Below are 26,581 nucleotides of genomic sequence, written 5' to 3' on the forward strand. Positions count from 1 at the left end.
ACCGGGTGAGGGGCTGGCACGACACAGTTCCTTTCTGGCCATCCCGCACGCCCTGCCGCGACAGGAGACGCGCTGATGGCTGACGATATGGCAGGCAAGACTGCCAGCACCCAGGGACCGGTCACGCTGACCGTTTGCCTCACCTGCCGCCGCGAGGGCGCCGATCCCGAGGCAGCACGCCCCGGCGCCATCCTGCACGCAGCCCTGGAAGAAGCCGGGATGCCCGAAGGCGTCCGCCTGCGCGGGGTCGAATGCCTGTCCTCCTGCAAGCGCGGCTGCGCCGTGGCGCTGGTCGGCGGCGAAGAACGCTGGACCTATGTCTACGGCGACCTCGACCCGGACCAGCACGTCCCCGAAATTCTGGAAGGCGCCGCAGCCTATGCCGCCACTACCGATGGCGTCGTTCCATGGCGCGAGCGCCCGCAGACCTTCCGCAAGCAATCCGTTGCCCGCATCCCGCCGGCCAAGTTCTTCTCCGAGGAGTAATCATGAGCGACCTCAACAAGATCCCCGTCACCGTCATCACCGGCTTCCTCGGTGCGGGCAAGACCACCCTGATCCGCCACCTGATGCAGAACCCGCAGGGCAAGCGCCTGGCGGTTGTGGTGAACGAGTTCGGCACCGCTGGCGTTGACGGTGACATCCTGAAATCCTGCGCTGATGAAAACTGCCCGGCGGAAAACATCATGGAGCTGGCAAACGGCTGTATCTGCTGCACCGTGGCCGATGACTTCATCCCCACCATCGAACAGCTGATGGACCTGCCCGAAAAGCCCGATCACATCGTGATCGAAACCTCCGGCCTGGCCCTGCCCAAGCCGCTCTTGAAGGCCTTCGACTGGCCCGCCATCCGCTCCCGCATCACCGTCGACGGCGTGATTGCGCTGGCCGACGCCGAGGCAGTTGCCAAGGGCCAGTTCGCCCCTGACCTGGACGCCGTGCAGGCCCAGCGCGAGGCGGATGACAGCATCGACCACGAAACCCCGCTGTCCGAGGTGTTCGAGGATCAGATCTCCTGCGCCGACATCGTTCTCCTGTCCAAAGCCGATCTGGCCGGCGACGCAGGCGTCGAGAAGGCCCGCGCGGTGATCGAGGCCGAGGCCCCCCGCAAGCTGCCGATCCTGCCGATGAGCGAAGGCGTCATCGACCCGCGCATCATCCTGGGCTTGGGCGCCGCTGCCGAAGACGATCTGGACTCCCGCCCCAGCCATCACGACGGCCACCACGACCACGAGCATGACGATTTTGAAAGCATCGTTGTCGAAATGGGCGAAGTCTCCGACCCGGAAGCGCTGCAGAATGCCATCGTGAAACTCGCCCGCGAGCGCAACATCCTGCGCGTCAAAGGCTATGTCGCGGTGGAGGGGAAACCGATGCGGATGCTGGTTCAGGCCGTGGGCGAGCGCCTGCGCGCCCAGTATGATCAGCCCTGGGGCGCGCAGCCGCGCAAAACCGCCCTGGTGGTCATTGCCGAGCATGACGACATCGACGAACAGGCCATCCGCGCCGAGCTGGGGGCGTAGGCTGAAATGAAAACCACGAGGCGCAAAGTGGGATGCTCCGCCCGGCCGACAGGCCGGGCAGCGCCCGTCCCGCCCCCCACGGGGCGGGCGCTTCTCGCCCTCCCCGCCGGGACGGGCGCCGCCCTTCGTGGCGATCCCAACAGGAAGTAAGCCATGCACGTCGTCTTCCGCGAAAGCCACGGCCTCGACGAGACCGATACCCCGCAGGACCTCGGGCAGACGCCTGCGGACCTGGTGGTGCTGTCCTTCTCCGACAGCGACCTCGGCGCTTTCGCGGCGGGCTGGCACCGGGCAGACGGCAAGCTGCCTTCCCTGCGCCTCGCCAACCTGGTGGCGCTGAAACACCCGCTCTCGGTCGACGTCTACGCGGAACAGACGCTGGAGGGCGCCAAGGGCGTCCTTGTCCGCCTGATTGGCGGCGAAAGCTACTGGTCCTACGGCCTTGCCACCCTGCAGGACCTCGCCCGCCGCAAGGGCATCGCGCTGGCGGTCCTGCCCGCCGACGGGCGCGAGGATGCGCGGCTGGATGAGCTCTCCACCCTGCCCGTCTCCACCCTGCGCCGCCTGCAATCCCTGTGCGACGCCGGCGGCGCCGTTGCCGCTCAGGCCGCGCTGGCCCAGCTGTCACTTGCCGCAGGGCTTTACGCAGGCCCAGTGCTTGGCCTCAAATCCATGCCTCAGCACGGCTTCTACGATCCGGCCAAGGGCGTGCTCGCAGATCTTCCGCCGCAGGACAAACCGCTGGTGCTGGTAAGCTTCTACCGCTCCTACCTCACCGCCGCCGATACCGCTCCGGTGGATGCGCTGATCGAGGAACTGCGCGCCCGCGGCTATGCCGCCTACGGCGCCTTTGCGGCCAGCCTCAAGGCCCCCTCTGCCGCCGATTGGCTGCGCGGGAAACTGCCCGAACTGAACCCATCTGCCATCATCAACGCCACCGCGTTTTCCGCGCAAGGCACCGACGGCAGCGCCTCGCCGCTCTCGGCTACCGGCTGCCCGGTGTTCCAGGTCGCCCTCTCCACCGCACGCAAGAAAGACTGGGCTGAGGCCGACCGCGGGCTGTCGCCCGCCGACCTCGCCATGCATGTGGTGCTGCCCGAAGTCGACGGCCGCATCTTCGCAGGCGTTGTCAGCTTCAAGTCACCGGGCAAGAAAGACGCAGATCTTCAATACTCCCGCTTTGCCCACCGTGCCGACGCGGACCGCATCAAGGCTGCCGTGGACCGCGTCGAGGGCTGGCTCCGCCTCGCCAAGCTGACGAATGCTGAGAAACGCCTGGCGCTGATCCTCTCCACCTACCCTGGCCGCGACCACAACCTCGCCCATGCCGTCGGACTGGACGCGCTCGCCTCCTGCGACGAGATCCTGCGCGAACTGGCGGCCCAAGGCTACTCCGTCGAGGCGACGGAAAACACCGGCCTGCGGCTGATGGAAGAGACGCTCAGCGTCCCCCTCGCCGACTACAAAGCCGCCCTCGCCACCCTGCCGCAAGGCCTGCAGGACACCCTGGCCGAGGCCTGGGGCGCCCCGGAACAAGACCCTGACTGCCGCGATGATGCTTTTCACTTCAAGGCCTTGCGCGCCGGCAACGCCCTGATCGCCCTGCAGCCCGAACGCGGCGAAGTGAAAACCCGGGTCGATGACTACCACGACCTCGACCGCACCCCTCGCCACGCCTATGTCGCCTTTTACCTGTGGCTGCGCGCCCAGACTGACGCGCTGATCCACATCGGCGCCCACGGCACCCTGGAATGGCTGCCGGGCAAAGCAGTCGCCCTCTCCGGTTCCTGCTGGCCCGAGGTGCTGACCGGCCCGCTGCCCGTCGCCTACCCGTTCATCGTCAATGACCCGGGCGAGGCCGCACAGGCCAAACGCCGCATCGGTGCTGTGACCCTCGGCCACCTGCCGCCGCCTCTGGCACAGACCAACCTGCCCGAGGGCATGGCACGGCTCGAAAGCCTGCTCGACGAATATTCAACCGCCGACGGCCTGGACCCGGCCCGCCGCGACCGGCTGATCGTCGACATCCGCGCCGAGGCGCAGGGCACCGGCGTCGAAGCCGACCTCGGCCTCACCCCCGACACCTCCCCGGCTGAGGCAATCACCCGCATCGACGCCTTTGTCTGCGACATCAAGGAAAGCCAGTACGGCGAGGGGCTGCATATCTTCGGCACCGGCCAATGCGGGCCACAGGAACGCGCCGGGCTGATTGCCGCGCTGGACGGGAAAATTGTCACCCCCGGCCCCTCCGGCTCACCGTTCCGCGGCCGTGCTGATGTGATCCCGACCGGGCGCAACTTGTTTACCACCGATCCGCGGGCGGTGCCGTCGCGGGCGGCGCATGCGCAAGGGGTCAAACTGGCGGAAGAGCTGCTGCGCCGCCACCTTCAGGATCACGGCGACTGGCCCAAGGGGCTGGTGATCGACCTCTGGGGCTCCGCCACCATGCGCACCGCGGGTGAGGAGTTTGCCATGGCGCTGCATCTTGCGGGCCTCGCGCCCAAGTGGGACGAAGGCTCTGAACGCGTCTCCGGCTTTGAGGTGCTGCCGCTGCCGATGCTGAACCGCCCGCGCATCGACGTGACTCTGCGCGTGTCCGGCCTTTTCCGCGATGTCTTCCCAGGCCTTGCCCAGATGTTCGAAAGTGCCGCCGCCGCGCTGGCCGCCCGCGAGGAAACCCAGGCCGACAACCCCTATCTCACTGAAACACCTCGTGTCTTCGGTCCCAAGCCTGGCCAGTACGGGCTGTCAATGAACCCGCATCTGGACGACTACACAGATGAGGCCCGCCAGGCCGCGGGTGAGGCCTGGCTCAACGCGTCCTCCCACGCCATCGACGCCAAGGGCATCATCACAGACGCCCGCGCGGCGCTGGAAACCCGCCTGCAGGGCGCTGACAGCTTTGTGCATCTGCAGGACCTGCCGGAAACCGACTTGCTGGTCGCCTCGGACTATGCCGCGCATGAGGCCGGCTTTGCCGCCGCCATGGCCCGCATCGGCCAGACCGCGCCCGCGCTTTATCACCTAGACGCGACCCGCCCCGACAAGCCGCAGGCGCGCAGCTTGGGCGAGGAGATCGCCCGCGTCACCCGCGCCCGCGCCGCCAACCCGGGCTGGGCCACTTCGATGATGAACCACGGCTTCCGCGGCGCGGCGGAAATTGCCGCCACCCTCGACCACATGGCCGCCTTCGCGCATCTGGCGCAAGTGGTGCAGCCGCATCTCTTCGACCTCTACTTCGACGCCACCCTGGGCCGTGACGATCTGGTCGAATTCATGGAGCGCGAAAACCCGGAGGCGCTCGCCGCCATGCGCGACCGCTTCCGTGCCCTGTACGACGCAGGCCTCTGGAGCACCCGGCGCAACTCGATCATGGCAGAGCTGGAGGGCGCGGCATGAGCAGCGCCGCTGAACCCAAGGTCTATGGCTGGTGCCCCGGCGCCTTGCGCCCGATGATTTCCGGCGACGGGCTGGTGTTGCGGGTGCGCGCGCCTTTGGGTAAACTGTCGGCTGCACAGGCGCGCGGTGTGGCAAGACTTTCTGAAGAGTTCGGCAACGGCCTTCTCGACATCTCCGCCCGCGCCAACCTGCAGATGCGCGGCATCCGCGAAGACGCGCATGCGGAACTGATCGAAGCCTTGCGCGATCTCGGCCTTATCGACCCGGATGCAAACGTCGAAGCCCGCCGCAATGTCTTGCTTGCCCCGTTCTGGAGCGCAGGTGACGATACCCACGCCATCGCCACCGGACTGAGCGCTGCGCTGACGGCGGCAACAGACCTAACCCTGCCGGGAAAATTCGGCTTTGCCATTGACTGCGGCGCGGAACCTGTCCTGCAAGACACCGCCGCCGATATCCGCATCGAACGCTATGGCAGCACCCTGATACTGCGCGCTGACGGCGCCGACACCGGCAAGCTCGTCACACATGAATCCGCCGTTCCCGAAGCCCTCGCCCTCGCCCGCTGGTTCCTCGAACAAGGCGGCGCGCCCGAGGGACGCGGCAGGATGCACCGTCTTATCGCGCGCCGCGGACCGCCGGCGGCACATGCCGCACCGGTGGCAAGAACCGCTTTCACCGCAAAGCCAGGCACTGTTTTCGCAGGAACACTCGCGGCGCTGGAGTTCGGCCAGATGCCTGCTGCGACGCTCGCGCAATTGGCAGACCACGGCGATATCCGCCTCACCCCCTGGCGCATGCTGCTGGTGGAAGGTGCGGAGAACCTGCCGCACCTGCCCGGCCTGATTCTGGATGCAACGGATCCGCGCCTGCAAGTCGTCGCCTGCACCGGCGCGCCAGGCTGCCTGCAGGCGCTTTCGCCGACCCGCGATCTGGCGCGGGACCTCGCACCGCATGTCCCCGCCGGATCCCGCCTGCATGTGTCCGGCTGCGCCAAGGGCTGCGCTTGCCCGGGCGCCGCGCCGCTGACACTTACAGCCACCGGCAAAAACGAATTCTCCCTGATCCGCAATGGCACTGCCGCGGATCAGCCGCTAAAGACCCGCCTGAGCGCCGACGCTTTGCGCGCCGCTCCCGAACTTCTGAAAGAGGGCAGCTGACATGCTCCACACCTATGAAACCAACGGCGCCGCTATCTACGCCGAAAGCTTTGCCACCATCCGCCGCGAGGCCGACCTGGCCCGCTTCAACAAGAACGAGGAAAGCGTCGTCGTCCGCATGATCCATGCCGCCGGCATGGTGGGACTGGAAGAGCATGTGCGCTTTTCCGAGGGCATGGCCGAGACCGCCCGCGCAGCACTTGCCAACGGAGCGCCGATCCTGTGCGACGCTTACATGGTGTCCGAAGGCATTACCCGCCCGCGCCTGCCTGCGGACAACGAGGTGATCTGCTCCCTGCGCGACCCCAAGGTGCCGGATCTGGCCAAGGAAATGTCCAATACCCGTTCCGCCGCCGCGCTGGAGCTGTGGCGCCCGAAGCTGGAAGGCTCTGTCGTGGCCATCGGCAACGCCCCCACCGCGCTGTTCCACCTGCTGAACATGCTGAAGGATCCGGACTGCCCGCGCCCTGCTGCCATCATCGGCTGCCCTGTGGGCTTTGTCGGCGCGATGGAATCCAAAGACGCGCTGATGGAAGACCTGCCGGTGCCGTCGATGATCGTAAAGGGCCGCCTTGGCGGCTCCGCCATCACCGTCGCGGCGGTGAACGCGCTGGCAAGCTGGAAAGAGTAACCATGGGCAAAGTCATCTGCGCAGGGCTTGGCCCCGGTGATCCCGACCTGATGAGCGTCCGCTCGCACCGGCTGATCTCCTCCGCGCGCCACATCGCCTATTTCCGCAAGGCAGGCCGCCAGGGCCAGGCCCGCGCTATCGTTGAGGGCATGCTGGCTGAGGGCGTCACCGAACACGCGATGGAATACCCGGTCACGACGGAGATCCATTTCTCGGACCCCGAGTACAACCGGGTGCTGGCGGAGTTCTACGACCAATGGGCCGACACTCTGGCCGAGATTGCCAAAGGCGAAGACGTGGTGGTGCTCTGCGAGGGCGACCCATTCCTCTATGGCTCCTACATGCATCTCTACACCCGGTTGCAGGGCCGCGCGGAACAGGAGATTGTGCCCGGCATCACCGGCATGTCCGGCTGCTGGACCGCTTCCAGCCAGCCGATCACCTGGGGCGACGACGTGCTGACCGTGGCGATGGCGACCCTCAGCGAGGATGAGCTGGCCAAGCGCGCGGCGGAAACCGACGCGCTGGTGGTGATGAAGATCGGCCGCAACCTGCCCAAGCTGCGCCGCGCGCTGGAACGCGCGGGCCGCGCCGATGACGCCTGGCTGGTCGAACGCGGCACCATGCCCGGCCAGACCGTGCAGAAGCTGTCGGAGATCACGGGCGAGGTTCCCTATTTCTCCATCGTATTGGTTCACGGACAGGGGCGCCGGCCATGAGCAACACAGGAAACGGCTGGGTCGTGATCGCGGGCCTTGGCCCCGGCAACGAGGCGCTGGTCACACAAGAAGTGCGTGACGCCATCGCCGACGCCACCGATATTGTTGGCTATATCCCCTACGTCAAACGCATCGCGCCCCGCGACGGCCTGACCCTGCATGCCACAGACAACCGGGTTGAGGTCGACCGCGCCACCCATGCGCTGGAAATGGCCGCCGAGGGCAAGCGGGTTGTGGTGGTGTCCTCCGGTGATCCGGGGGTGTTCGCCATGGCCTCCGCCGTGTTCGAAGCGCTGGAGAATAACGCGGAAAGCCACCCGGACTGGCTGAATCTCGAGATCAAGGTGCTGCCCGGCATCACCGCGATGCTGGCTGCTGCCGCCGCCATCGGCGCGCCCTTGGGGCATGATTTCGCGGCCATCAACCTCAGCGACAACCTGAAGCCCTGGAGCCTGATCGAAAAGCGCCTGCAGCTAGTCGGTGAGGCCGGTCTGGCGATGGCGTTCTACAACCCGCGCTCCAAATCGCGCCCGCATCAGTTTGCCCGCGCATTGGAGATCCTGCGTGAAGCCTGCGGCCAGGGTACGCTGATCACCTTCGCCCGCGACGTGACCAAGCCAGGGCAGGAGTTGCTGACGGTGCCGCTGAAGGAGGCCACGCCTGAGATGGCGGACATGCGCACCGTGGTCATCGTCGGCAACCGCGACACCCGGCGGGTTGGCAATTACGTCTATACGCCCCGCTACGCGGCTGAGGGTTAAGCGCCGGGATGCGACAGCCAGGCCATCACCCCTGCCACGCTGCCCAGGATGGACCGCTCGGGCACCTTGGGTCTGCCGATCATGACGACCGGCAGGCCGAGCGTGCGCGCGGCGGTGAGCTTGGCCGCAGCACCAGCGCCGCCTGCGTTCTTGGCGACGATATGGGTGATGCCATGGTGCTGCATCAGCGCGGTGTCGCCCGCAACGTCGAACGGCCCGCGGGCAATCTCGACTGTGGTATTGGGCAGCGGCAATTCCGCCCCCGGCGCGTCCACCAGTCGCAACAGGTAGTGGTGCTGGGGCTTGGCCGCGAACTGGGTGAGGTTCTGCTTGCCGATCGCAAGGAACACCCGCACAGGGGTCTGAGGCAGCGCCGCCACTGCGCCCTCGATACTGTCCGTGTGAACCCATTGGTCGCCCTCACCCACCTGCCAGGGCGGGCGTTCGAAGGCGCAGAGCGGCACCCCCGCCGCCACGCAGGCATGCACCGCGTTGGTGCTCATCTGCGCCGCGAAGGGGTGGGTTGCATCGACTACATGGGTGATGCATTCGGTCTTCAGATATTCCCCAAGCCCTTCCACGCCGCCAAAACCGCCAACGCGGGTGGGCAGCGGCTGGCTGACCGGTTTGGAGGTGCGGCCTGCATAGGAAAACACCGCATCTATACCCGCTCCGGCCAAGGTCTTGGCCAGCCTCGAGGCTTCGGTGGTGCCGCCCAGCAGGAGGATGCGTGTCATGTCTGATCCGTGGCTTGCGATAATCGGTCTGGGCGAAAATGGACTGGAAGGCTTGGGCGATGCAAGCCGGAAGGCGCTGGCGGAGGCCGAAGTCGTCTTCGGCGGCCCGCGGCACCTGGAACTGGCGGGTGCAGGCAGCAAAGGCCAGCCCTGGCCGGTGCCGTTTTCCATTGAACCTGTGCTGGCGATGCGCGGCCGCAACGTCGCCGTTCTGGCCTCGGGCGATCCGTTCTGGCATGGCGCAGGCGGCTCGCTTGCCCGGCATCTGGAGGCGGGCGAGTGGGTTTCTTACCCGGTGCCATCCACCTTCGCGCTGGCCGCAAACCATCTGGCCTGGAAGCTGGAGGAGGTGCTGTGCCTCGGCCTGCACGCCGCACCTTATGCGCGGCTGCGGGCTCTGCTTGGAAACGGGACGCGCGTGATCTGCACCATGCGCAACGGCGACGCGCCCGCGGAGCTGGCGGAAGCGCTGACCGCTGAGGGCTTCGGCGCCTCAAAACTGACCGTGATGGAGTGCCTTGGCGGGCCGCGCCAGCGGGTGCGTTCCGCCACTGCTGAGAGGTTTGATTTGCAGAGCATTCAGGCGCCTGTTGCAGTGGCTGTCGAAGCCGCAGGCAGCAAGGGGCTGCCGCAGGCGTCCGGGCTGGCGGATGATCTCTTTGCCAGCGACGGTCAGATCACCAAACGCCCCATCCGTGCGCTGACACTGTCGGTCTTGGCACCGCGCGCGGGGGAACTCCTTTGGGATATCGGCGGCGGCTCCGGCTCGGTCTCGGTCGAGTGGTGCCTGGCGGCAAGGGGGGCGCGCGCGATCACCTTTGAGCCGCGCGAAAGCCGGCTGGAGAATATCCGCTCCAATGCGGCGGCCTTTGGGCTGGATCACCGGATGCAAGCCGTGCTCGGCAAGGCGCCGGATGTGCTGGACGGCCACCCCCTGCCTGACTGTGTCTTCATCGGCGGCGGCGGCTCGCAAGAGCTGCTGGACCATCTGTGGGACGTGCTGCCGACGGGTACAAGGCTGGTCGCCAATGGCGTCACACTGGAAACCGAGACCCTGCTGATGCAGGCCCATGCCGCGCGCGGCGGCCATCTGCTGAAAGCGGAGATCGCCGAAGCAGGCCCCTTGGGAACCATGCGCGACTGGCGGCGGGCGCGGCCGGTGATCCAATGGAGCGTCACGCGATGAAGGTGGCAGGCTTCGGATTTCGCAGTGCCGCCACGGCGGCAGATCTGCAGGCAGCGCTGGCATTGACCGGCGCGCAGGTGGATGCGCTGGCCTCTATCGCTGAGAAGGCCGGGGCGCCCGCCATGCAGGAGTTTGCGCGCAGCATAGGCCTGCCGGTGATTTCATTGCAGGAACAAGATATTGCCGGGGAGCAGACACTGACTTGCTCGCCCAAGATCAAGGCGCGGTTCGGCACCGGGTCGCTGGCGGAAGCCGCGGCGCTGGCCGGAGCGCGCCATGGGGCAGCGGGTGCCACCGCGCGCCTTCTCGCCCCCAGAGTTGTCACCGCGGATGGGCTTGCCACCGCGGCCATAGCAGAAAGACTTGAGCCATGACCGTTCACTTCATTGGCGCCGGACCGGGCGCTGCCGACCTTCTGACCCTGCGCGGGCGCGACATCATCGCCGCCTGCCCGGTGTGCCTCTATGCCGGTTCCCTGGTGCCGGAGGAAATCCTGAGCCACTGCCCGGCGGACGCGAAGATCGTGAACACCGCGGCTATGGACCTGGATGCCATCGTGGCAGAGATCAAGGCCGCACACGCGGCAGGCCAGGACGTGGCGCGGCTGCATTCCGGCGACCTGTCGGTCTGGTCCGCGATGGGCGAGCAGATCCGCCGCCTGAAGGCAGAGGGCATCCCGGTCAGCGTCACCCCGGGTGTACCGTCCTTTGCCGCCGCGGCTGCTGCGCTGGGAACCGAACTGACCCTGCCGGGCCTGGGCCAATCTGTGGTACTGACCCGCACGCCGGGCCGCGCGTCCTCGATGCCTGCAGGTGAGTCGTTGGAGAATTTTGCGCGTACCGGCACCACGCTGGCGATCCACCTGTCGATCGGCAATCTGGACCATGTGGTGAACAGCCTCACACCGCATTACGGCGCAGATTGCCCAGTGGCCGTGGTCTACCGCGCCAGCTGGCCGGATCAGCAGATCATCCGAGCCACGCTGGAAACACTGAAAGAGGCGCTGGACGAAAAGATCTCCCGCACCGCGCTCATTCTGGTGGGGCCCGTTCTGAAGGGCGAGGGATTTGACGAAAGCTGCCTCTATTCCACCGACTACGACCGCCGCTACCGCCCGCAAAGCGCCGACAGCCCGTGGTCGAGCTGGAGCCATGGGGACGACTAAGGCTATGACGAATTTGAACCCTCCCGGACTGATGATCTCGGCGCCCTCCTCGGGCACCGGCAAGACAACTGTGATGCTAGGCCTTCTGCGGGCACTGGCCGAAGACGGGCTAACCGTCCAGCCCTACAAAAGCGGGCCGGATTACATCGACCCGGCCTTCCACCTCGCAGCTGCCAAACGGCCCAGCTTCAACCTCGACACCTGGGCGATGGATGGCGGGCTTCTGGATGCAGTCACCGCCCAGTCGGCTGGTGCGGAAATCTGCGTCGGCGAAGGCTCGATGGGCCTTTATGACGGGGTGGCGACGCGCGGCCAGTCGGGCTTCGGCTCCTCTGCCGAGACTGCCAAGCGGATGGGCTGGCCGGTGGTGCTGGTCGTCGATGTGGGCGGTCAGGCGCAATCTGCCGCGGCCACTGCGCTGGGGTTCAAGAATTACGACCCGGAACTGCCCTTTGCCGGCGTCATCCTGAACCGGGTTGCCAGCCCGCGCCACGAACGGCTGACCCGGCTGGGCATGGAGAAAGCAGGCATCAAGGTCCTTGGCTCCTTGCCCCGCCGCGGCGATCTCACCCTGCCGGAGCGGCATCTGGGCCTGATCCAAGCGGTGGAGCATCCGGATCTGGAGGCCGCCATTGCAGACTATGCGGCGTTCCTGCGCGCGCATGTGGACCTGGAAGCCATCAAATCCGCGGCACTGGCCGGTCAGGCACCCGCACCGGCAAACCTGCCCAAACCACCCGCGCAGCGGATTGCGCTGGCCCGCGATGCGGCGTTTTCCTTTACTTACCCGCATCTGCTGACCGGCTGGCGCGCGGCAGGCGCAGAAATCCTGCCGTTCTCTCCCTTGGCAGATGAGGCCCCGGCGGCGGACGCCGATCTGGTCTGGCTGCCCGGCGGCTACCCGGAACTGCATGGGCCTGCCCTGGCAGCGGCGGAGACCTTCCGCACCGGTGTCCGCAAGCACGCCGAGACCAAGCCGGTGCATGGCGAATGCGGCGGCTACATGGCCCTAGGCGAGGCGCTGATCGACAAGCAAGGCAACCGCCACCGGATGCTGGGTCTCTTGGGCCTTGTGACCTCCTACGAGAAGCGCAAGTTCCATCTCGGCTACCGCCGTGCCGTGCTGCAGGCCGGGATGCCGGGCTTTGACGCAGGCACGGCGCTGCGCGGGCATGAGTTCCATTACTCCACCATTCTGGAAGAGCCGGACGCGCCGCTGGCCAATGTCATGGACGCCGACGGCGGCCCGGTGCCGGAAACCGGCTCCATCAAGGGCAACGTCACCGGCACATTCTTCCACCTGATCACGGGAGAACAGGCATGAGCGGTTTTGTGAGCTTTGTCTCCTCCGGCCCCGGCGATCCGGAACTGCTGACCGTGAAGGCGGTCAAACGGCTGGCGGCGGCGGATGCGATCCTGTTCGACGACCTGTCGTCGGGGCCAATCCTGAGCCATGCCCGGACTGACGCCGATCTGGTGGGTGTGGGCAAACGCGCAGGTCGCCCCTCCCCCAAGCAGGACCATGTGAGCCAGCTGCTGGTCGATTACGCCCAGAGCGGTCTCAATGTGGTGCGGCTGAAATCCGGCGATTCCGGCGTCTTCGGACGGCTGGAGGAGGAGATGACCGCGCTGCGAGAGGCAGGCATCGGGTTTGAGATCGTGCCCGGCGTCACCGCAGCCTCGGCGGCGGCAGCGGCGGCAAATATTCCGCTCACCCGGCGGCTGACCGCGCGGCGGCTGCAGTTCATCACCGGCCATGACGTGACCGGCGGTCTGCCGGACGATCTGAACATGGCGGCGCTGGCCGACCCGCATGCCACAACCGTGGTCTATATGGGCAAAAGCACCTTTGCCGCGCTGGCGGAAAAGCTGATGGAAGCGGGCCTGCCCGCGGACACCCACGCGCTGGTGGCGCAGGGGGTTTCCACTCCTGAGCAGAAACTGTTCTGCCACACCGTGGGAGAGCTGCCGGCCGTTCTGCGCGCGATGGAGACCAAGGCGCCGGTGCTGATCCTTTACGGGCCCCTGGCCGATCAGGACCTGCCTGGCGCATGAACCTGCCCACCCTCACCCTGTGCCGTACCTGCCGCGACGCCGACCCTGCCCTGCCCGGGCAGGTCGCCGCAGCGCTGGAGACGGCAGGGGTGAAGGCGCGGCTGCAGCAGGTGGACTGCATGTCCGGCTGCAAGCGTCCGCAGACGCTGGCGGTACGGCAACACGGCAAGACCGCCTACCTGTTCGGCGAGGTCACTGCTGAGGACCTGCCGGATATCCTGACCTTTCTGCGGATCTATGCGGAGAGTCCTGACGGCCAAATTGCCGACGCCCGCCCGTTGGGCCGCCTGCGGTTCAAGGCGATTGCCCGCATTCCGGAGAGTATGGGCTGATCCGCCTGCCCTATGACGCTGAAGCGCCCCGGATTGGCGGTTTCGTCCTTGACCAGACTCAGCCGCACGGGGCAAAATAATCCGATACGGTGTCTGATAGTGCCTAAGCACTGGGACTGAAACGGGAATGAGGACGGTGGACCAAATCGCGGCACCGAAGCCTCAACCGCCCCCGCGACTGTGAGCGGCGAGCGGCCTTCCAAAAACCACTGGCGCAAGCCGGGAAGGAGGAAGGCAGCAGCGACCCGCGAGTCAGGAGACCGGCCGTGTGGAAACGCAACTTATACCGTCGGGTGTGACGGTAAGGAGGACTAGAAATGACGACCAAGACGCTTAAGGCTTCCGCCGCTGGCACCAGTGTTCTTCCGGCACTGTTTGCAGTGGTTCTGGGTTTCGGGATCATCACGCTGACCGGCCATGTTCAGGCATCTGCCCTGCACGACGCCGCGCATGACGTGCGCCACGCAACTGGCTTCCCCTGCCACTAAGGCCATGTTCAGTCGCATTCTGACCAGCGGCTTGTTCGCTGGTGCTGCAGCAGGGTTGATTACCGCCCTGCTGCAGCTGTATTTCGTGCAGCCCGTGCTGCTCCACGCCGAACTTTACGAGGGCGGCGAGCTGGTGCATTTTGGTGCTGACCCCGTAACCGCGCATCCCGACCTGCCCGGCATGTTCGCCGAGCCGGTGCGCGATGGCCTCAGCATCATCTTCACCATGCTGACCTACACCGGCTATGCGCTGGTAATGGCGGCGCTGATGTCCGTGGCCGAACGCCAGGGCCATGAGATCAACGCACGCACCGGCCTGATGTGGGGCCTGGCGGGATTCATCACCTTCCACTTCGCGCCCGGCCTGTCGCTGGCGCCCGAGGTGCCGGGTGTTGCCGCTGCCGATGTGGGTGTGCGCCAGGTCTGGTGGACCATCACTGTGGCCTCGGCCGGCGTTGCCATGTGGCTGATTGCCTTTGGCGGCAATCTGGTGAGCCACCTGATCGCAGCCCTTTTGCTGATGGCCCCGCATATTGTTGGCGCCCCTGAGCCTGAGAGCTTCTCTGGCCCGGTTCCAACCGAGATCGGCGCGCTGTTTGCCGCCCGTGCCTTCGGCGTCGGCATGGCCGCCTGGGTGCTGCTGGGCAGCTTTGCGGGCTACTTCTGGCAAGCAGAAGGCAAACGCGCGGAAGCCGCAGCCTGATCCCCTGACACCTCCCGCCGGGCCTGCCCCGGCGGGAGCTTTCTTTTTCGAGGGTGACATCATGTCCCGTTCTCTTGCTCTTTTTGCCATCGGCCTGATTTTTGGCGGCGGTGCCGGCTTTGTGACCGCTGCCGGCAATGGCATCGCCTTTGACGGCCACGACCATGGCGACCCGGCGCACCACGGCGGCGGTCACGGCGAAATGGCTTCTCATGACCATTCCCAGACCGTCAGCCTGGCAGCGGGCCCGGATGCGCCCGGCGTCGCCATCCAGTTGCACAAGGACCCGATGTCCGGCTGGAACCTGCACGTTACGCCGCAGAACTTCCGCTTTGCCCCGCAAAACGCCTCTGCCGCAGACGTCGACGGTGAAGGCCACGCGCATGTCTATGTGAACGGCGAGAAACTCGCCCGGCTTTACGCCAGCTGGATGCATATCCCTGCCCTGCCAGACGGGGCTGAGGTCAAGGTCTCGCTCAACACCAACAGCCACAGCGCACTGCTGGTGGACGGCCAGCCGGTGGAAGCGAAGATTACCGTTGCCGCAGGCGAAGGCTCCTGAGCCGTAAATCCCGGCTTGCAAGACAAATGGCACGGCCCCATAGAAGGCCGTGTTTTCACCTGAAAGGCCCCGTCATGATTGAGCTTTCCCTGATCGGCATAGGCACCGGAAACCCGCAGCACATGACGCTGCAGGCCATCGACGCGCTGAACGCTCAGGATGTGATCCTGATCCCCAACAAAGGGGCGGGCAAGGATGACCTGGCGGGACTGCGCCGGGAGATCTGCGCGCGCGCAATCAAGGGTGAAGGCCCGGGAATAGTCGAGTTCGCCCTACCGGTTCGGGACGAGGCGACCAAGGGCTACCGCAAGCGGGTGGACGACTGGCACGACGCCATCGCCGAAATCTGGTGGCAGAATATCACCGCCCATCTGCCGGATGGCGGCAAGGCCGGGTTCCTGGTCTGGGGCGATCCGTCGCTTTACGACAGCACCATGCGGATTGCCGAGCGGCTGAAAAGGCTGGCAGAAATCAAACTGACCGTGATCCCCGGCATCACCTCGATCCAGGCGCTGACAGCGGCGCATGCCATCCCCGTCAACGAAATAGGCGCGCCATTCACCATCACCACCGGGCGGCAGTTGCGTGAAACCGGCTGGCCGGACAGCGCAGATACGCTGGTCATCATGCTGGACGGGGAATGCTCCTTTCAGGCAATCAGCCCGCAAGACGTGGAAATCTTCTGGACCGCCTATGCAGGCATGGAGAACCAGATATCCGTCGCAGGCCCGCTGGCAGATGTGGCCGGGCGGATCATCGAAACCCGCGCAATGGCACGGGCTGAGCACGGGTGGATCATGGATATCTACCTTCTGCGGCGGACATGACGCAGACTGCAACCAGGCAGGTTTGCCGCTGAAATGGTGTCAGGCAGCAGGACTTGTCGTTCCCCGGACGACGCGTTCCAGCCCGCAGCACAGCCTGAACTGCTCGCGCATGTCAGACGTGATGTAACCTGTAAACCGTTGCCCGGCGAGCGATCCGATGGTTTCGGCCGGGATGCGGATGGTGGTCAGCCCAGGTTCGATATCCGCTGATCCCTTGAAGTCGCCGATCCCAATGATTGACACGTCCTCGGGCACCCGCAGACCGCATTTTTGTGCACCGTAAAGAGCGCCTTGGGCGATCACGTCATTGCCGCACAACAGGGCTGTCGGCCGGGCGTCCTCTGAAAACAGCCTGATCGCCGCCTGCTTGGCCTGCGCCACGCTGTAAGGGGCCTCAGACATGCGGTGTTCCGGGACAAACACACCCTTTTTCCGCAGCGCCTCCAAAGCCGACGTCAACCGGTACTGCGCCCGGTCATTACCACGGGTATCGGGAAAGATCAGGCCGATGTCCCTGTGCCCCAGCTCCAGCAGGTGCTCCGCCGCCATTCTGCCGGCCAGCCGGTTATCCGCGCCGACACAGGGCAGCTCAGACTCCTCTGCATAGTTCCAGATCGCCATCGCAGGTGTTTCCTGCTGTGCAATCAATCGGGAAGTGGCCGCCGAATGCTCTAGTCCGATCAGCGCCACACCGTCCACCCGGTGCTCCATCAGCTTACGCACCATCTCATATTCGCGGTCCAGATCATAGCCGTGCGACGCCAGCAGCAGAGTGAACCCGGCCTGGTCGATGGCGTCTGAAAACGCCTGGATCACCTCGGCAAAAATCGCGTGGTTGATGGTGGGCACCACCAGCCCGATAGTGCCGGAGCGCTTGCCGTGCATCATCTGCGCGGCGCGGTTCCTGACATAGCCCAGTTTCTGCACCGCGCGATTGATCTTCTTGCGAGTCGCCGGGCTCACCAGATCGGGGTGGTTGAAGGTGCGCGACACCGTGGAGGGCGACACTTTTGCAGCTTTCGCCACGGCCACGATATCCACGTTACCCTTTTGTTTCGGCGCCATAATCTCCCCTTCCTCCGGCAAGAATTATGAAAACGTTTGCAATACTATTTTCATGGCCTAACCTGTTTTGTCAACAAAAGCAAAAGCGCGATCAGCCGGGTTGGGAGGCCCTGAATGGAGTTCATTTATTACTTCGGAGACGTGTTCTCGCCGCTGTCATTCCTGCTGCTTCTGGGCGGCACAATCGGCGGGCTGATCCTGGGAGCGACCCCGGGACTTTCCCCGACGATGGCAGTGGCGTTGCTGATCCCCTTCACCTTCCACCTGGAGGCGGTTCAGGGCCTGATCCTCCTGGGGGCGGCCTATACCTCCACCGTGGCGGGGGGCGCGGTGAGTGCGATCCTGCTGAAGATACCCGGCGCGCCCGCCAATATCGCCACCACGCTGGACGGCCACAAGATGGCCAAGCAGGGCAAGGGCGCCAAGGCGCTGCAGCTGTCCTTCCTCGCCTCTGCCGCGGGTGGCATCTTCGGCGTGCTCCTGCTAATTTTCCTGACCCCGCTGCTGGCTGAGTGGGCGCTGGCTTTCGGCCCCTCGCACCTGTTCTGGCTGGCAATCCTGGGCGTCACCGTGATCGGCTCGCTGGATTCGGCCTCTGTCGTGAAGGGGCTGCTGTCGGGTTGCATCGGGTTGTGGCTGGCGACCATCGGCTTTGACGACATCATGGGTGCCCAGCGCTTTATCTTCCACCCGTCACTGGGCGGCGGCATCAACATCATTGCAGCCCTCATCGGCCTGTTTGCCATCCCGCAGGTGCTGACCATGTTTGCCAAGGGCCGCCGCACGGAGGGCGCCGAGGTGATCGAGGTTCAGAAACATTCCGTCCTCGACGCCACCCGTGAACTGCTGCGCCGCCCACGCGCGCTTGGCATCGGCACCATCACCGGCTCCGTCATCGGACTGATCCCCGGCGTCGGCGGCCAGATCGCCGGACTCGTGGCCTATGACCAGACCAAGAAGTTTTCTTCCGAGAAGGAGAAATTCGGCAAGGGCCACAGCGAAGGCGTGATCGCCGCTGAAGCCGCCAACAACGCGATGGTCGGCCCGTCGCTGGTGCCGCTCTTGACGCTGTCGATCCCCGGCAGCCCCACCGCCGCGGTGCTGTTGGGCGGGTTGCTGATCCACGGCATTTTCCCCGGCTCCGATCTGTTCGACAATCACCCGGATGTGGCCTGGACCTTCATCAACTCGATGCTGGTGGGCCAGGTCCTGATGTGCCTCTTCGGTCTGTACGTCGCCGGTCTTGCCGCCCGCGTTGCCCAGGTGCCGCAATCGGTGATGGCTGCCATCGTGCTGGCCCTGTCGGTCTTCGGAGCCTACTCGGTGCAAAGCTCCATGGGAGACGTCTATGTCATGGCCTGCCTCGGCATTGGCATGTATTTCCTGGAGCGTTTCGGCTTTTCCGCCGCGCCGCTGGTGCTGGGCCTGATTCTGGGCCCGATTGCCGAGGCGAACTTCATCCAGGGCGGCATGATCGCCGACGCCACCGTCGGCAAATCCGCCTACTTCCTGACCGGCGGGCTAAACATCTTCCTGATCGCCGTGGTCGTCGCCTCTATCGCCTATTCGGCCTGGATGGAATTGCGCAGCCGCCGTTACACCACCAAAGAGGAGGCGCAGGCATGAACCGGTCTCAGCACATCCTTGGCTCCGGCCTTGTGTTCGCAGTGGGCATCTGGGTCGCCTGGGTCAGCTATACCCAGCAGCCTGCCGAGGCTTTCCTGTTCCCGCGCCTGATCGCATCGGTGTTTGTGGTGCTGGCAGGCTGGACCTTCGGCAAAGCGGTAATGGGACTCAGCAAAGTCGGCTCCGGCGTCACGCGCACGATGTTCCTGAACATGGTGCCGGGGCTGGCCGTGATGCTGGTCTATGTCTTCTGGGCCGCCAAGGCGCTGGGGTTCTACACCGCCACCGCCATCGGCTTTTTCATCCTGCTGTCGCTCTACGATCCCGCGCCGCATTCCGAAGGCAGGACCTGGATCCGGCGCGCGCTGATCACCGCGGTGTTCGTGGCGGTGATGTACGGCCTCTTTGCCAAGCTGCTGAGCGTCTACACGCCGCGGGAAATTCTGTTCTGACCGCCTGAACCCGGTCCGATACCAATAGGGAGGAGAAGAAAATGAAGAAACTGATTGCAGGCGCTGCGATGGCGCTGATGGGTCTGGCAGGCGCTGCCATGGCCGAGGACTACCCGGAGCGCCCGATCATGATGATGGTGTCCTACGGGGCTGGCGGGGCCACCGATTTCCAGGCCCGGATCGTTACCATGACCGCGGGCAACGAGGATGCGCTGGGAATGCCCATCGCCATCATCAACAAGCCCGGCGCCGGCGGCCGTGTCGGCTGGAACTGGTTTGCCACCCAGGCCGATGCCGACGGGTATACCCTCGCAGCCTACAACGTGCCCCACTTCATCGCCCAGTCGATCAAGGGCGGTGTCCAGTATTCCGCTGAGAGTTTCGAACCCATTGCCAACTGGGGTGCCGACCCGGCGGTCTTTGTGGTCGCCGCCGACAGCCCCTTCAATTCGATGGCAGATGTGGTTGCCCATGCCAAAGAAAACCCGGGCAAGCTGACCTTCTCCGGTGCGGGACTGTTCGTTGGCCACCACATCGCTGCGCTTCAAATTGAAAAGGCTGCAGGCGTGAAGATGGCCTATATCCCGACCAAGGGCGGCGGCGCAGCTGCAATGAAGGCCGTGATCGCCGGTGAAGTCATGGGCGGCATCAACAACCTGTCCGACGCTTTCCGCGCGCAGGAGGCAGGTAACGTGAAAATCCTGGGCGTTGCCGACCTGCAGCGCTCTGACTTTCTGCCGGATGTTCCCACCATGCAGGAACAAGGGCTGGACGTTGACAATTCCTCCGTCAACTTCCGCGGTGTGATGGTGCCCAAGGACACCCCGCAGGAGGTGATAGACAAACTGGCGGCAACGGTACCCGAGATGTTCGCCAACCCCCGCGTTGCCAAGAAGATGCAGGCTGGCGGATCGCCCATGCACATCATGACCCGCGATGAGGTCAAGAAGATGTGGGCTGCCCGCGAACAGACACTGAAAGAGCTTCTGGCCGGGCTCTGATCCCAGGCAGAGCTCCTCCGGGGCGCGCGCGCAGCCGCAGCGCGCGTCCCGGCCAAGATATCGAGGTAAGACATGAACGCTCAGGACGCACTCGCCTCCGGCACCGCCGAGGTGGAACAGATCATGGTGCGCGCCCGCACCGCCCAACGGGGTTTTGAAGCCAAGGGAAGCCAGGCGCTTTATGACAAGGCCGCTCTTGCGGCAGGCTGGGCCATCATGGAACCCGCCCGTAACCGCGCCTTGGCGGAGCTGGCGGTGGAAACAACCGGCCTCGGCAATGTGCCGGACAAGATCACCAAGAACCACCGCAAGACGCTGGGACTGCTGCGCGACATCGCGGACGTCCAGACCCATGGCGTCATCAGCGACGACCCGGAAACCGGCATCACCGAGATCATGCGCCCCATCGGCGTGATCGGGGCCGTTGTCCCCTCGACCAACCCGGCGGCGACGCCTGCCAACAACATCATCAACGCGCTGAAGGGCGGCAATGCCATCGTGGTGGCCCCCTCCCCAAAAGGCGTGGCCTCCTGCGAGCTGCTGCTTTCATATATCCATGCGGAGTTTGCCAAGCTGGGCCTCAGCCCCGATCTGGTGCAGATGATCCCTGCACCGGGCTCCAAGGCCAAGACCCAGGCGCTGATGGAGGCCGCCGACCGGGTGATCTGCACCGGCAGCCAGAATAATGTGCACCGCGCCCAGTCCTGCGGCACGCCTGCCGTAGCAGTCGGCGCCGGCAATGTGACCGTGATCGTGGACGAAACCGCGGACCTGGCCGATGCAGCGGCCAAGATCACCGCCTCCAAATGTTTCGACAATGCCACCTCCTGCTCGTCGGAGAATTCCGTCGTGGTGGTGGACGCCATCTACGATCAGTTCATTGCAGCGCTCGGCAGGGAAGGCGGCGCGCTGGTGCCTGAGGCGGACGCCGCAGGCATCATCGCCAGGCTCTGGCCGGACGGTCACCTGAATCGAGAAGTCATCGCACAGGATGCGGACAAGATGCTGGCCGCGCTTGGCATGGATGACAAAGTGCCGGCTGACACCAATTTCCTGGCGGTGGAAACCAAGGGCATCGGCCCGGACCACCCGCTGTCCGGCGAAAAGCTGAGCCGTATTCTGGCTGTCTACCGGGCTGCTGATTTCACGGATGCCAAAGCCACCGCTTCCCGCATCCTCGATCATCAGGGCGCTGGCCACTCCATCGGCATTCATACCACACGGGACGAACGCGCGGTGCAAATGGGCCGCGACCTCCCCACCTGCCGGGTGATCGTCAATCAGGCCCATACATTCGCCACCGGCGGCGCCTTTACCAATGGCATGCCATTTTCTCTGTCGATGGGATGCGGCAGTTGGGGCGGCAATTCGATCGATACCAACCTCAACTGGCGCCACTTCGTGCAAAGCACCAAGATCGTGCGCGAAATCCCCTCCCGCGAACCTGCGCTCGAAGACGTCTTTGGCAGCTACTGGGCGGAGGCGGGCCAATGATGGAACCGCCCAAGGGAACCATTCGCGATTGGCTGGACACACGCGCAGCTGAAGGCGGCACCGGCTTTGTCTTTCCGGACGGCGGCCCCGATCTCAGCTGGGCCGAGCTGCGCCAGACGGCAGACGCCATCGCCCGCTATCTGACCGACAAAGGCATCGCCAAGGGCGAAAGCATCGCCATCCTGCATCCCAACGGGCGTGAAGCGCTCGAATGCCTGTTCGGGGTGCTCTACGGCGGCTTCCGCGCCACCATGATCAATCTGGTCGCAGGCAACAGCGCGGTGTCCTACGCCCTGGAGCACAGCTGTGCCCGATTTGCCTTTGTGCACGCCAGCCAGATTGACCTGTTCGAGCAGACTGCCAGCCTGCCTTTTCTCTCTCCTTTGGACCAGGCGGCAGCAACCGGCGGGTCACCGGCAGAGCTGCATCCGCTTTCTGCCGGTGACCACGCTTTGCTGATGTACACCTCGGGCACAACCGGCCAGCCCAAGGGGGTGGTGCATACGCACGCCAGCCTGCTGGCGGGCGGCTGGACCACCGCCGTGGCGCATGAGCTGACGCCGCAGGACCGCGGCCTCTGCGTGCTGCCGATCTACCATATCAACGGGCTCTGCGTGACGGTAATGGGCGCGCTTATCTCCGGCGGCTCGCTTGCGATGTGCGAACGGTTCTCCGCCAGCCGATTCTGGGCCCATGCAGGCTGGTCGCAGGCCACCTGGTTTTCGGTTGTGCCCACCATCATCTCGCACTTGCTGCACTCGGACCTTGATCCCGTGGAAAGCACCAAGGCACGGCTGCGCTTCGGCCGCTCCGCCTCATCGGCGCTGGCTCCGGACGTGCAGCGCGCATTTGAAGACCGCTTTGGGATCGCGATCATCGAAACCATGGGTCTGACAGAAACTGCTGCGCAGATTCTGTCCAACCCCCTGCCTCCCGGTGTCCGCAAGATCGGCTCTCCCGGCATCGCCTTTGGCAATGAGGTCACGACTCTGGATGCCCAGCTTCAGCCTGCCACTGATGGCCGCGAGGGGGAACTGGCAGTGCGCGGTCCCAACGTGATGCTGGAATACCTGAACAACCCGGAGGCTACGGCAGCCGCCTTTGCCCCGGACGGCTGGCTGCGCACTGGGGATCTGGGGCGGATAGACGGCGACGGCTACGTGTTCGTTACCGGGCGCCTCAAGGAACTGATCATCAAGGGCGGCGAAAACATTGCCCCGCGCGAGATCGACGAAGCCCTCTACTCCCATCCGGATGTGATAGAGGCCGCCGCCTTCGGGCGTCCCTGCAAAAGCTATGGCGAAACAGTTGAAGCCGCAGTGAAAATACGCGACGGTTCCGAGCTGACCGAATTGGACCTGATCGAAATCTGCCGGGCTCAGCTTGGGAAGTTCAAATCACCTGACGGGGTGCATTTTCTCAAGGAACTACCCAAAGGCCCATCAGGAAAAATCCAGCGGAACAAAATACTTGCGGCACTATCAAATGCCCGACACCATGTCTAAACTGCGCGTTCCGGCAGCGTCGCGGAACCGGGGCCAGGCACATTGAACAATGGCCGAACTGGGCAATTAATCGATCAGAAAAGTCAAATGAAGCCATTCCAGAGGGTGCTCTGAAATGGCTCTTCGTTTGGTCAGTCGCTGATTGCGCCCTCCTCGTCGCGGCGCTGGTGCATCTTGGCTTTGACACGCGCGCCGACAATCAGCGGCAGCACAAAGCCGATAATGGCAATGGCCCAGAGTGCGATGGACAGCGGGCTGTCAATCAGCGTCCACCAGTTGCCATTGTCGATTGTCACAGCGCGGCGCAGGTTGTTCTCCATCGAATTGCCCAGCAGGGTGCCCAGAATGATCGGCACCAGCGGCACATCCAGCTTGCGCAGCACCCAGCCCATCACCCCGAAACCGATCATCACCAGGAGATCGAAGGTGCTGCCCGAGATGCCATAGATACCGACAAAGCTGACCATCGCCACAATCGGCATCAGGATCCGCGACGGTATCATCAGCACACGGGTGAACAAGCCAACCATCGGGATGTTCATCGCCAGCAGCATGAAGTTGGCAATGAACAGCGCCGCGATCAGGCCCCAGACCACATCCGGGTTCTGGCTGAACAGCAGCGGGCCGGGTGTGATATTCAGCGCCAGCAGAACCGCCAGCAGAACCGCGGTTGTGCCCGATCCCGGCACACCCAGCGCCAGCATCGGCACCAGCGCGCCGCCGGCAGCTGCGTTGTTGCCGGCTTCAGGTGCTGCCACGCCACGCGGATCACCGGTGCCGAAGGTGCCTTCCTTGTCGACCAGTTTCTTCTCCATTGAATAAGAGATGAACGAGCCCAGCGAGGCGCCCGCACCGGGCAGAACACCGGCAATGAAGCCTAAAAAGGACGTCCGAAGCATGGTCGGGGTGGTCCGCCGGATCATTGAAACCGGCGGATACAGCTTGCCGATGGTCAGTTTACGCCCCGCAGCGTCGGATCCGCCGTGCCGGGTCTCCAGGAAGATAAAGACCTCAGACAGGGCGAACAGGCCAACGATGGCAACCAGGAAATCCAGCCCGTCATAAAGATGCACCTCACCAAAGGTGAACCGCGGCACGCCGGTCTGGGTATCGACGCCGATGGTCGCCAGGCCCAGGCCCAGCGCTGCGGCAAAGGCCGACTTTGCCTGATTTGTCGAAGAGACGCCGCCCAAGGTCATGAAGGCGAGCGCAAACAGCGCGAAGTATTCCGCCGGGCCGAACAGAAGGGCGATCTTCACCAGCTGCGGCGCCAGCAGGATCAGCCCCCAGGTGGCCAGGAAGGCGCCGACAAAGGACGCGATACCCGACAGCGACAGAGCTTCGCCCGCCATCCCTTTCTTGGCCATCGGATGGCCGTCCAAGCAGGTCATCATGGCCGGCTCATCCCCGGGAATATTCAGCAGGATCGAGCTGATGCGCCCGCCGTACATGGCGCCATAGTAGACGCTGGTCAGCAGGATCAGCGAGGGCGTCGCCCCAAGCCCCAGGGTAAAGGCCAGCGGGATCAGGATGGCAACCCCGTTCGACGGCCCCAGCCCCGGCAGCGCCCCCATGATGGTGCCCAGGAAACAGCCCAGCAGCGCGAGGCCGATGTTCTGCCAGCTGAGCGCGATGGCAAAGCCGTCGCCAAGATTTGCGAGAAGCTCCATGCGGCGCCCTCCTCAGAAGCCAAGCGGACCCTTGGCCAGCGACAGGCCGAGGATCAGGTGAAAGGTGACATAGATGCCGATGGAAGTGCCGGCGCCCACGGCCGCTGTTTCCAGCGGTCCCGATCCCAGGCGCCAGGCCAGATAGGCGGCGGCAAAGGCGGTAGCAATGACAAAACCCGCGACCGGCAGCATTTCAGCGTAGAGGATCAGCACCACCACGGCAGCAGCAACTTCTGCCAGACGTGCCAAGGCAGGCCAGTGCGGTTCAGGGTCCGGGCGCAGCGCGATCACGGCACCCGACAGGGCGAGGATAGCGGCAATGATCAGGGGAAAGGCCTTGGGGCCGACGGCATCGGAGAGAAAGCTTTCCTCAATCGCAAGCGCGGCAAAGACATAGCCGGCGGCAAGGATGATGCCGAAAACCCCGAAGATACGATCGCTCATGGCGGTCTCCAGTTCGGGTATTCAGGCGGGGCGGGCTGACAGGCTGCTGTGCCGGTCCGCCCCGCGGCAGGTTACTTGATGATCCCGATGTCCTTCGAAATCGTCTGAATCTGGGCAACTGAGCCGCTGACGAACTCCTGGAAAGCCGCCCCCTGCAGGTCCAGCGGTGCCAGGCCGTTGGCGGCCATTACCTCTTTCCACGCGTCAGACGCATAAAGATTACCGATCTTGGAAACCCATGCGTCATAGGCCTCGTCCGACATGCCGCCAGGCGCATAGAAGCCGCGCCAGTTGGCGCCGATTGCATCAACACCCTGTTCCTTGGCGGTCGGGAAGTCCGCAAATTCGCCTGGCAGGCGTTCCGGCGACAGCACTGCAATCACCTTGATGTCACCTGAATCCACAAACCCCTTGGCCTCGGAGATGTCGCCGGTGAAGGCCTGCACGGAACCTGCCAGCAACTGGGTCACGGCTTCGCCGCCGCCGTCAAAGGCGATGTATTTGACGCTGCGCACGTCCTCGATGCCATAGGCACTTGCCGCGATCAAAACCTTCAGGTGGTCCCAGCCGCCCACCGCAGAACCGCCCGCGACGGAGACCGAGGTTGGGTCTGCCTTGATGGTATCCAACAACTGCGGCAGCGTTTCGATTCCGCTGTCGGCAGACACCGCGATCACGCCGTAATCCGCGCCGATGGCCGCCAGCCAGCGCACCTGGTCCATGCTGTTGCCCGGATAGGCGCCCTGTGCCAGGCGGGTTGCAGTGGCGCTGGAAGCAGCAACGATCAGGCTGTTGTCGTCCGCGCGCTTGTTGACCACCTCGGCAAAGGCCACACCGCCGCCGCCACCAGCCAGATTCACCACCTGCATGGTCTTGTCGATCAGTCCCAGATCCTGCAGCGACTTGCCAACCTGGCGGCAGGTAAAGTCCCAGCCGCCGCCCGGGTTGGCCGGGGCGATGCATTCGGGGTTTTCCTGTGCCCGGGCCGCAAAAGCGGACAGCGACAGGGCGGCGGCGGCAAACAGGCCGCGGGTGACAGTGAATTTCATGCGTTCCTCCTCAGGTCGTGGCCGGCG

The 26,581-nt window shown here is 64.9% G+C and carries 27 protein-coding genes and 1 riboswitch; of the genes, 22 read left to right on the forward strand and 5 right to left on the reverse strand.

Annotated features, from left to right (window positions below; genetic code table 11):
* Window positions 1-75 precede the first annotated feature (75 nt).
* The 7 genes from RA26_RS03345 to cobJ all read left to right on the forward strand — a co-directional run bounded on the left by RA26_RS03345 (window position 76) and on the right by cobJ (window position 8,193).
* Complete coding sequence (locus tag RA26_RS03345) at window positions 76-486, forward strand: DUF1636 family protein (RefSeq protein WP_019298451.1); 411 nt, start codon at window positions 76-78, stop codon at window positions 484-486.
* Window positions 487-488: 2 nt separating this feature from the next.
* Window positions 489-1,523 (forward strand): cobalamin biosynthesis protein CobW, encoded by a 1,035-nt coding sequence (gene cobW / locus RA26_RS03350; RefSeq protein ID WP_039179663.1) that lies wholly within the window; start codon window positions 489-491, stop codon window positions 1,521-1,523.
* A gap of 153 nt (window positions 1,524-1,676) precedes the next feature.
* A complete protein-coding gene (gene cobN, locus RA26_RS03355) occupies window positions 1,677-4,922 on the forward strand; it encodes a cobaltochelatase subunit CobN (protein ID WP_039179666.1) in 3,246 nt (1,081 codons plus the stop codon).
* Window positions 4,919-6,082 carry a precorrin-3B synthase gene (cobG, locus tag RA26_RS03360; protein ID WP_039179669.1) on the forward strand — a complete coding sequence of 388 codons (1,164 nt, stop codon included), beginning with the start codon at window positions 4,919-4,921 and terminating at the stop codon, window positions 6,080-6,082. Before cobN ends, cobG begins: the two co-directional genes overlap by 4 nt.
* 1 nt (window position 6,083) lies before the next feature.
* Complete coding sequence (locus RA26_RS03365) at window positions 6,084-6,713, forward strand: precorrin-8X methylmutase (protein WP_039179672.1); 630 nt, start codon at window positions 6,084-6,086, stop codon at window positions 6,711-6,713.
* Window positions 6,714-6,715: 2 nt separating this feature from the next.
* The gene (locus tag RA26_RS03370) at window positions 6,716-7,432 is read left to right on the forward strand and encodes a precorrin-2 C(20)-methyltransferase (RefSeq protein ID WP_039179674.1); all 717 of its coding nucleotides are present in this window, start codon (window positions 6,716-6,718) and stop codon (window positions 7,430-7,432) included.
* A complete protein-coding gene (gene cobJ / locus RA26_RS03375) occupies window positions 7,429-8,193 on the forward strand; it encodes a precorrin-3B C(17)-methyltransferase (RefSeq protein WP_039179678.1) in 765 nt (254 codons plus the stop codon). The genes RA26_RS03370 and cobJ overlap by 4 nt, the downstream gene beginning before the upstream one ends.
* Here cobJ and RA26_RS03380 read toward each other — a convergent pair.
* Window positions 8,190-8,930, reverse strand: a complete 741-nt coding sequence (locus tag RA26_RS03380) for a cobalt-precorrin-6A reductase (protein WP_039179681.1) — start codon at window positions 8,928-8,930, stop codon at window positions 8,190-8,192. The genes cobJ and RA26_RS03380 overlap by 4 nt on opposite strands.
* Between RA26_RS03380 and RA26_RS03385 the strand changes: the two genes are divergently transcribed.
* The 10 genes from RA26_RS03385 to cobF all read left to right on the forward strand — a co-directional run bounded on the left by RA26_RS03385 (window position 8,929) and on the right by cobF (window position 16,248).
* On the forward strand, window positions 8,929-10,116 hold the full coding sequence (locus RA26_RS03385) for a bifunctional cobalt-precorrin-7 (C(5))-methyltransferase/cobalt-precorrin-6B (C(15))-methyltransferase (protein ID WP_039179684.1): 1,188 nt from the start codon (window positions 8,929-8,931) through the stop codon (window positions 10,114-10,116). The genes RA26_RS03380 and RA26_RS03385 overlap by 2 nt on opposite strands.
* Window positions 10,113-10,490: a cobalamin biosynthesis protein gene (locus tag RA26_RS03390; RefSeq protein WP_039179687.1), complete on the forward strand. Its 378-nt coding sequence runs from the start codon at window positions 10,113-10,115 to the stop codon at window positions 10,488-10,490. Before RA26_RS03385 ends, RA26_RS03390 begins: the two co-directional genes overlap by 4 nt.
* Window positions 10,487-11,281: a precorrin-4 C(11)-methyltransferase gene (gene cobM, locus RA26_RS03395; protein ID WP_039179691.1), complete on the forward strand. Its 795-nt coding sequence runs from the start codon at window positions 10,487-10,489 to the stop codon at window positions 11,279-11,281. The genes RA26_RS03390 and cobM overlap by 4 nt, the downstream gene beginning before the upstream one ends.
* A gap of 4 nt (window positions 11,282-11,285) precedes the next feature.
* Entirely contained in the window at window positions 11,286-12,605 is a 1,320-nt protein-coding gene (locus RA26_RS03400) for a cobyrinate a,c-diamide synthase (RefSeq protein ID WP_039179693.1), read from the forward strand.
* The gene (gene cobA / locus RA26_RS03405) at window positions 12,602-13,336 is read left to right on the forward strand and encodes a uroporphyrinogen-III C-methyltransferase (protein WP_039179696.1); all 735 of its coding nucleotides are present in this window, start codon (window positions 12,602-12,604) and stop codon (window positions 13,334-13,336) included. The genes RA26_RS03400 and cobA overlap by 4 nt, the downstream gene beginning before the upstream one ends.
* Window positions 13,333-13,668, forward strand: a complete 336-nt coding sequence (locus RA26_RS03410) for a DUF1636 family protein (protein ID WP_039179699.1) — start codon at window positions 13,333-13,335, stop codon at window positions 13,666-13,668. The genes cobA and RA26_RS03410 overlap by 4 nt, the downstream gene beginning before the upstream one ends.
* 70 nt (window positions 13,669-13,738) lie before the next feature.
* Window positions 13,739-13,951: riboswitch (cobalamin riboswitch) on the forward strand.
* 34 nt (window positions 13,952-13,985) lie between these two features.
* Window positions 13,986-14,156 carry a CbtB domain-containing protein gene (locus tag RA26_RS22315; protein WP_082015742.1) on the forward strand — a complete coding sequence of 57 codons (171 nt, stop codon included), beginning with the start codon at window positions 13,986-13,988 and terminating at the stop codon, window positions 14,154-14,156.
* Window positions 14,157-14,160: 4 nt separating this feature from the next.
* Complete coding sequence (locus tag RA26_RS03415; protein ID WP_039179702.1) at window positions 14,161-14,859, forward strand: CbtA family protein; 699 nt, start codon at window positions 14,161-14,163, stop codon at window positions 14,857-14,859.
* A 61-nt stretch (window positions 14,860-14,920) separates the two neighbouring features.
* Entirely contained in the window at window positions 14,921-15,421 is a 501-nt protein-coding gene (locus RA26_RS03420) for a hypothetical protein (protein WP_039179707.1), read from the forward strand.
* A gap of 74 nt (window positions 15,422-15,495) precedes the next feature.
* Window positions 15,496-16,248, forward strand: coding sequence for a precorrin-6A synthase (deacetylating) (gene cobF / locus RA26_RS03425; RefSeq protein ID WP_039179710.1), 753 nt, complete (start codon window positions 15,496-15,498; stop codon window positions 16,246-16,248).
* Between the two features lie 39 nt (window positions 16,249-16,287).
* Here the strand turns inward: cobF and RA26_RS03430 are convergent, their stop codons facing one another.
* On the reverse strand, window positions 16,288-17,313 hold the full coding sequence (locus tag RA26_RS03430; protein ID WP_039179714.1) for a LacI family DNA-binding transcriptional regulator: 1,026 nt from the start codon (window positions 17,311-17,313) through the stop codon (window positions 16,288-16,290).
* Window positions 17,314-17,427: 114 nt separating this feature from the next.
* On the opposite strand from RA26_RS03430, the gene RA26_RS03435 reads away from it, so the two are divergent.
* The 5 genes from RA26_RS03435 to RA26_RS03455 all read left to right on the forward strand — a co-directional run bounded on the left by RA26_RS03435 (window position 17,428) and on the right by RA26_RS03455 (window position 23,391).
* Window positions 17,428-18,939, forward strand: a complete 1,512-nt coding sequence (locus tag RA26_RS03435; RefSeq protein WP_039179716.1) for a tripartite tricarboxylate transporter permease — start codon at window positions 17,428-17,430, stop codon at window positions 18,937-18,939.
* Window positions 18,936-19,391: a tripartite tricarboxylate transporter TctB family protein gene (locus RA26_RS03440; protein ID WP_039179720.1), complete on the forward strand. Its 456-nt coding sequence runs from the start codon at window positions 18,936-18,938 to the stop codon at window positions 19,389-19,391. Before RA26_RS03435 ends, RA26_RS03440 begins: the two co-directional genes overlap by 4 nt.
* 41 nt (window positions 19,392-19,432) lie before the next feature.
* On the forward strand, window positions 19,433-20,392 hold the full coding sequence (locus RA26_RS03445; RefSeq protein WP_039179724.1) for a Bug family tripartite tricarboxylate transporter substrate binding protein: 960 nt from the start codon (window positions 19,433-19,435) through the stop codon (window positions 20,390-20,392).
* Window positions 20,393-20,464: 72 nt separating this feature from the next.
* The gene (gene sauS, locus RA26_RS03450) at window positions 20,465-21,886 is read left to right on the forward strand and encodes an acylating sulfoacetaldehyde dehydrogenase (RefSeq protein ID WP_039179727.1); all 1,422 of its coding nucleotides are present in this window, start codon (window positions 20,465-20,467) and stop codon (window positions 21,884-21,886) included.
* Complete coding sequence (locus RA26_RS03455) at window positions 21,883-23,391, forward strand: AMP-binding protein (protein ID WP_039179732.1); 1,509 nt, start codon at window positions 21,883-21,885, stop codon at window positions 23,389-23,391. The genes sauS and RA26_RS03455 overlap by 4 nt, the downstream gene beginning before the upstream one ends.
* 131 nt (window positions 23,392-23,522) lie before the next feature.
* Here the strand turns inward: RA26_RS03455 and RA26_RS03460 are convergent, their stop codons facing one another.
* From RA26_RS03460 to RA26_RS03470, 3 genes are all read right to left on the reverse strand, one after another.
* The gene (locus tag RA26_RS03460) at window positions 23,523-25,061 is read right to left on the reverse strand and encodes a tripartite tricarboxylate transporter permease (RefSeq protein ID WP_039179735.1); all 1,539 of its coding nucleotides are present in this window, start codon (window positions 25,059-25,061) and stop codon (window positions 23,523-23,525) included.
* Between the two features lie 12 nt (window positions 25,062-25,073).
* On the reverse strand, window positions 25,074-25,505 hold the full coding sequence (locus tag RA26_RS03465) for a tripartite tricarboxylate transporter TctB family protein (protein WP_039179738.1): 432 nt from the start codon (window positions 25,503-25,505) through the stop codon (window positions 25,074-25,076).
* 71 nt (window positions 25,506-25,576) lie between these two features.
* Window positions 25,577-26,554: a Bug family tripartite tricarboxylate transporter substrate binding protein gene (locus RA26_RS03470; RefSeq protein ID WP_039179740.1), complete on the reverse strand. Its 978-nt coding sequence runs from the start codon at window positions 26,552-26,554 to the stop codon at window positions 25,577-25,579.
* Window positions 26,555-26,581: the final 27 nt, after the last annotated feature.

Origin of the sequence: Leisingera sp. ANG-M7 (assembly GCF_000813965.1) — a bacterium.
Lineage (GTDB): Bacteria > Pseudomonadota > Alphaproteobacteria > Rhodobacterales > Rhodobacteraceae > Leisingera.

Bases quoted from the DNA above. Each gene is read 5' to 3' on its own strand.
- cobJ (WP_039179678.1), top strand. From the start codon at position 7,429: ATGAGCAACACAGGAAACGGCTGGGTCGTGATCGCGGGCCTTGGCCCC.
- cobG (WP_039179669.1), top strand. From the start codon at position 4,919: ATGAGCAGCGCCGCTGAACCCAAGGTCTATGGCTGGTGCCCCGGCGCC.
- cobM (WP_039179691.1), top strand. From the start codon at position 10,487: ATGACCGTTCACTTCATTGGCGCCGGACCGGGCGCTGCCGACCTTCTG.
- RA26_RS03420 (WP_039179707.1), top strand. From the start codon at position 14,921: ATGTCCCGTTCTCTTGCTCTTTTTGCCATCGGCCTGATTTTTGGCGGC.
- RA26_RS03410 (WP_039179699.1), top strand. From the start codon at position 13,333: ATGAACCTGCCCACCCTCACCCTGTGCCGTACCTGCCGCGACGCCGAC.
- RA26_RS03385 (WP_039179684.1), top strand. From the start codon at position 8,929: ATGTCTGATCCGTGGCTTGCGATAATCGGTCTGGGCGAAAATGGACTG.
- RA26_RS03345 (WP_019298451.1), top strand. From the start codon at position 76: ATGGCTGACGATATGGCAGGCAAGACTGCCAGCACCCAGGGACCGGTC.
- RA26_RS03415 (WP_039179702.1), top strand. From the start codon at position 14,161: ATGTTCAGTCGCATTCTGACCAGCGGCTTGTTCGCTGGTGCTGCAGCA.
- RA26_RS03380 (WP_039179681.1), bottom strand. From the start codon at position 8,930: ATGACACGCATCCTCCTGCTGGGCGGCACCACCGAAGCCTCGAGGCTG.
- RA26_RS03440 (WP_039179720.1), top strand. From the start codon at position 18,936: ATGAACCGGTCTCAGCACATCCTTGGCTCCGGCCTTGTGTTCGCAGTG.
- cobF (WP_039179710.1), top strand. From the start codon at position 15,496: ATGATTGAGCTTTCCCTGATCGGCATAGGCACCGGAAACCCGCAGCAC.
- cobN (WP_039179666.1), top strand. From the start codon at position 1,677: ATGCACGTCGTCTTCCGCGAAAGCCACGGCCTCGACGAGACCGATACC.
- cobW (WP_039179663.1), top strand. From the start codon at position 489: ATGAGCGACCTCAACAAGATCCCCGTCACCGTCATCACCGGCTTCCTC.
- RA26_RS03470 (WP_039179740.1), bottom strand. From the start codon at position 26,554: ATGAAATTCACTGTCACCCGCGGCCTGTTTGCCGCCGCCGCCCTGTCG.
- RA26_RS03435 (WP_039179716.1), top strand. From the start codon at position 17,428: ATGGAGTTCATTTATTACTTCGGAGACGTGTTCTCGCCGCTGTCATTC.
- RA26_RS03365 (WP_039179672.1), top strand. From the start codon at position 6,084: ATGCTCCACACCTATGAAACCAACGGCGCCGCTATCTACGCCGAAAGC.
- RA26_RS03455 (WP_039179732.1), top strand. From the start codon at position 21,883: ATGATGGAACCGCCCAAGGGAACCATTCGCGATTGGCTGGACACACGC.
- RA26_RS03390 (WP_039179687.1), top strand. From the start codon at position 10,113: ATGAAGGTGGCAGGCTTCGGATTTCGCAGTGCCGCCACGGCGGCAGAT.
- RA26_RS03430 (WP_039179714.1), bottom strand. From the start codon at position 17,313: ATGGCGCCGAAACAAAAGGGTAACGTGGATATCGTGGCCGTGGCGAAA.
- RA26_RS03465 (WP_039179738.1), bottom strand. From the start codon at position 25,505: ATGAGCGATCGTATCTTCGGGGTTTTCGGCATCATCCTTGCCGCCGGC.
- RA26_RS03460 (WP_039179735.1), bottom strand. From the start codon at position 25,061: ATGGAGCTTCTCGCAAATCTTGGCGACGGCTTTGCCATCGCGCTCAGC.
- RA26_RS03370 (WP_039179674.1), top strand. From the start codon at position 6,716: ATGGGCAAAGTCATCTGCGCAGGGCTTGGCCCCGGTGATCCCGACCTG.
- cobA (WP_039179696.1), top strand. From the start codon at position 12,602: ATGAGCGGTTTTGTGAGCTTTGTCTCCTCCGGCCCCGGCGATCCGGAA.
- RA26_RS03445 (WP_039179724.1), top strand. From the start codon at position 19,433: ATGAAGAAACTGATTGCAGGCGCTGCGATGGCGCTGATGGGTCTGGCA.
- sauS (WP_039179727.1), top strand. From the start codon at position 20,465: ATGAACGCTCAGGACGCACTCGCCTCCGGCACCGCCGAGGTGGAACAG.
- RA26_RS03400 (WP_039179693.1), top strand. From the start codon at position 11,286: ATGACGAATTTGAACCCTCCCGGACTGATGATCTCGGCGCCCTCCTCG.
- RA26_RS22315 (WP_082015742.1), top strand. From the start codon at position 13,986: ATGACGACCAAGACGCTTAAGGCTTCCGCCGCTGGCACCAGTGTTCTT.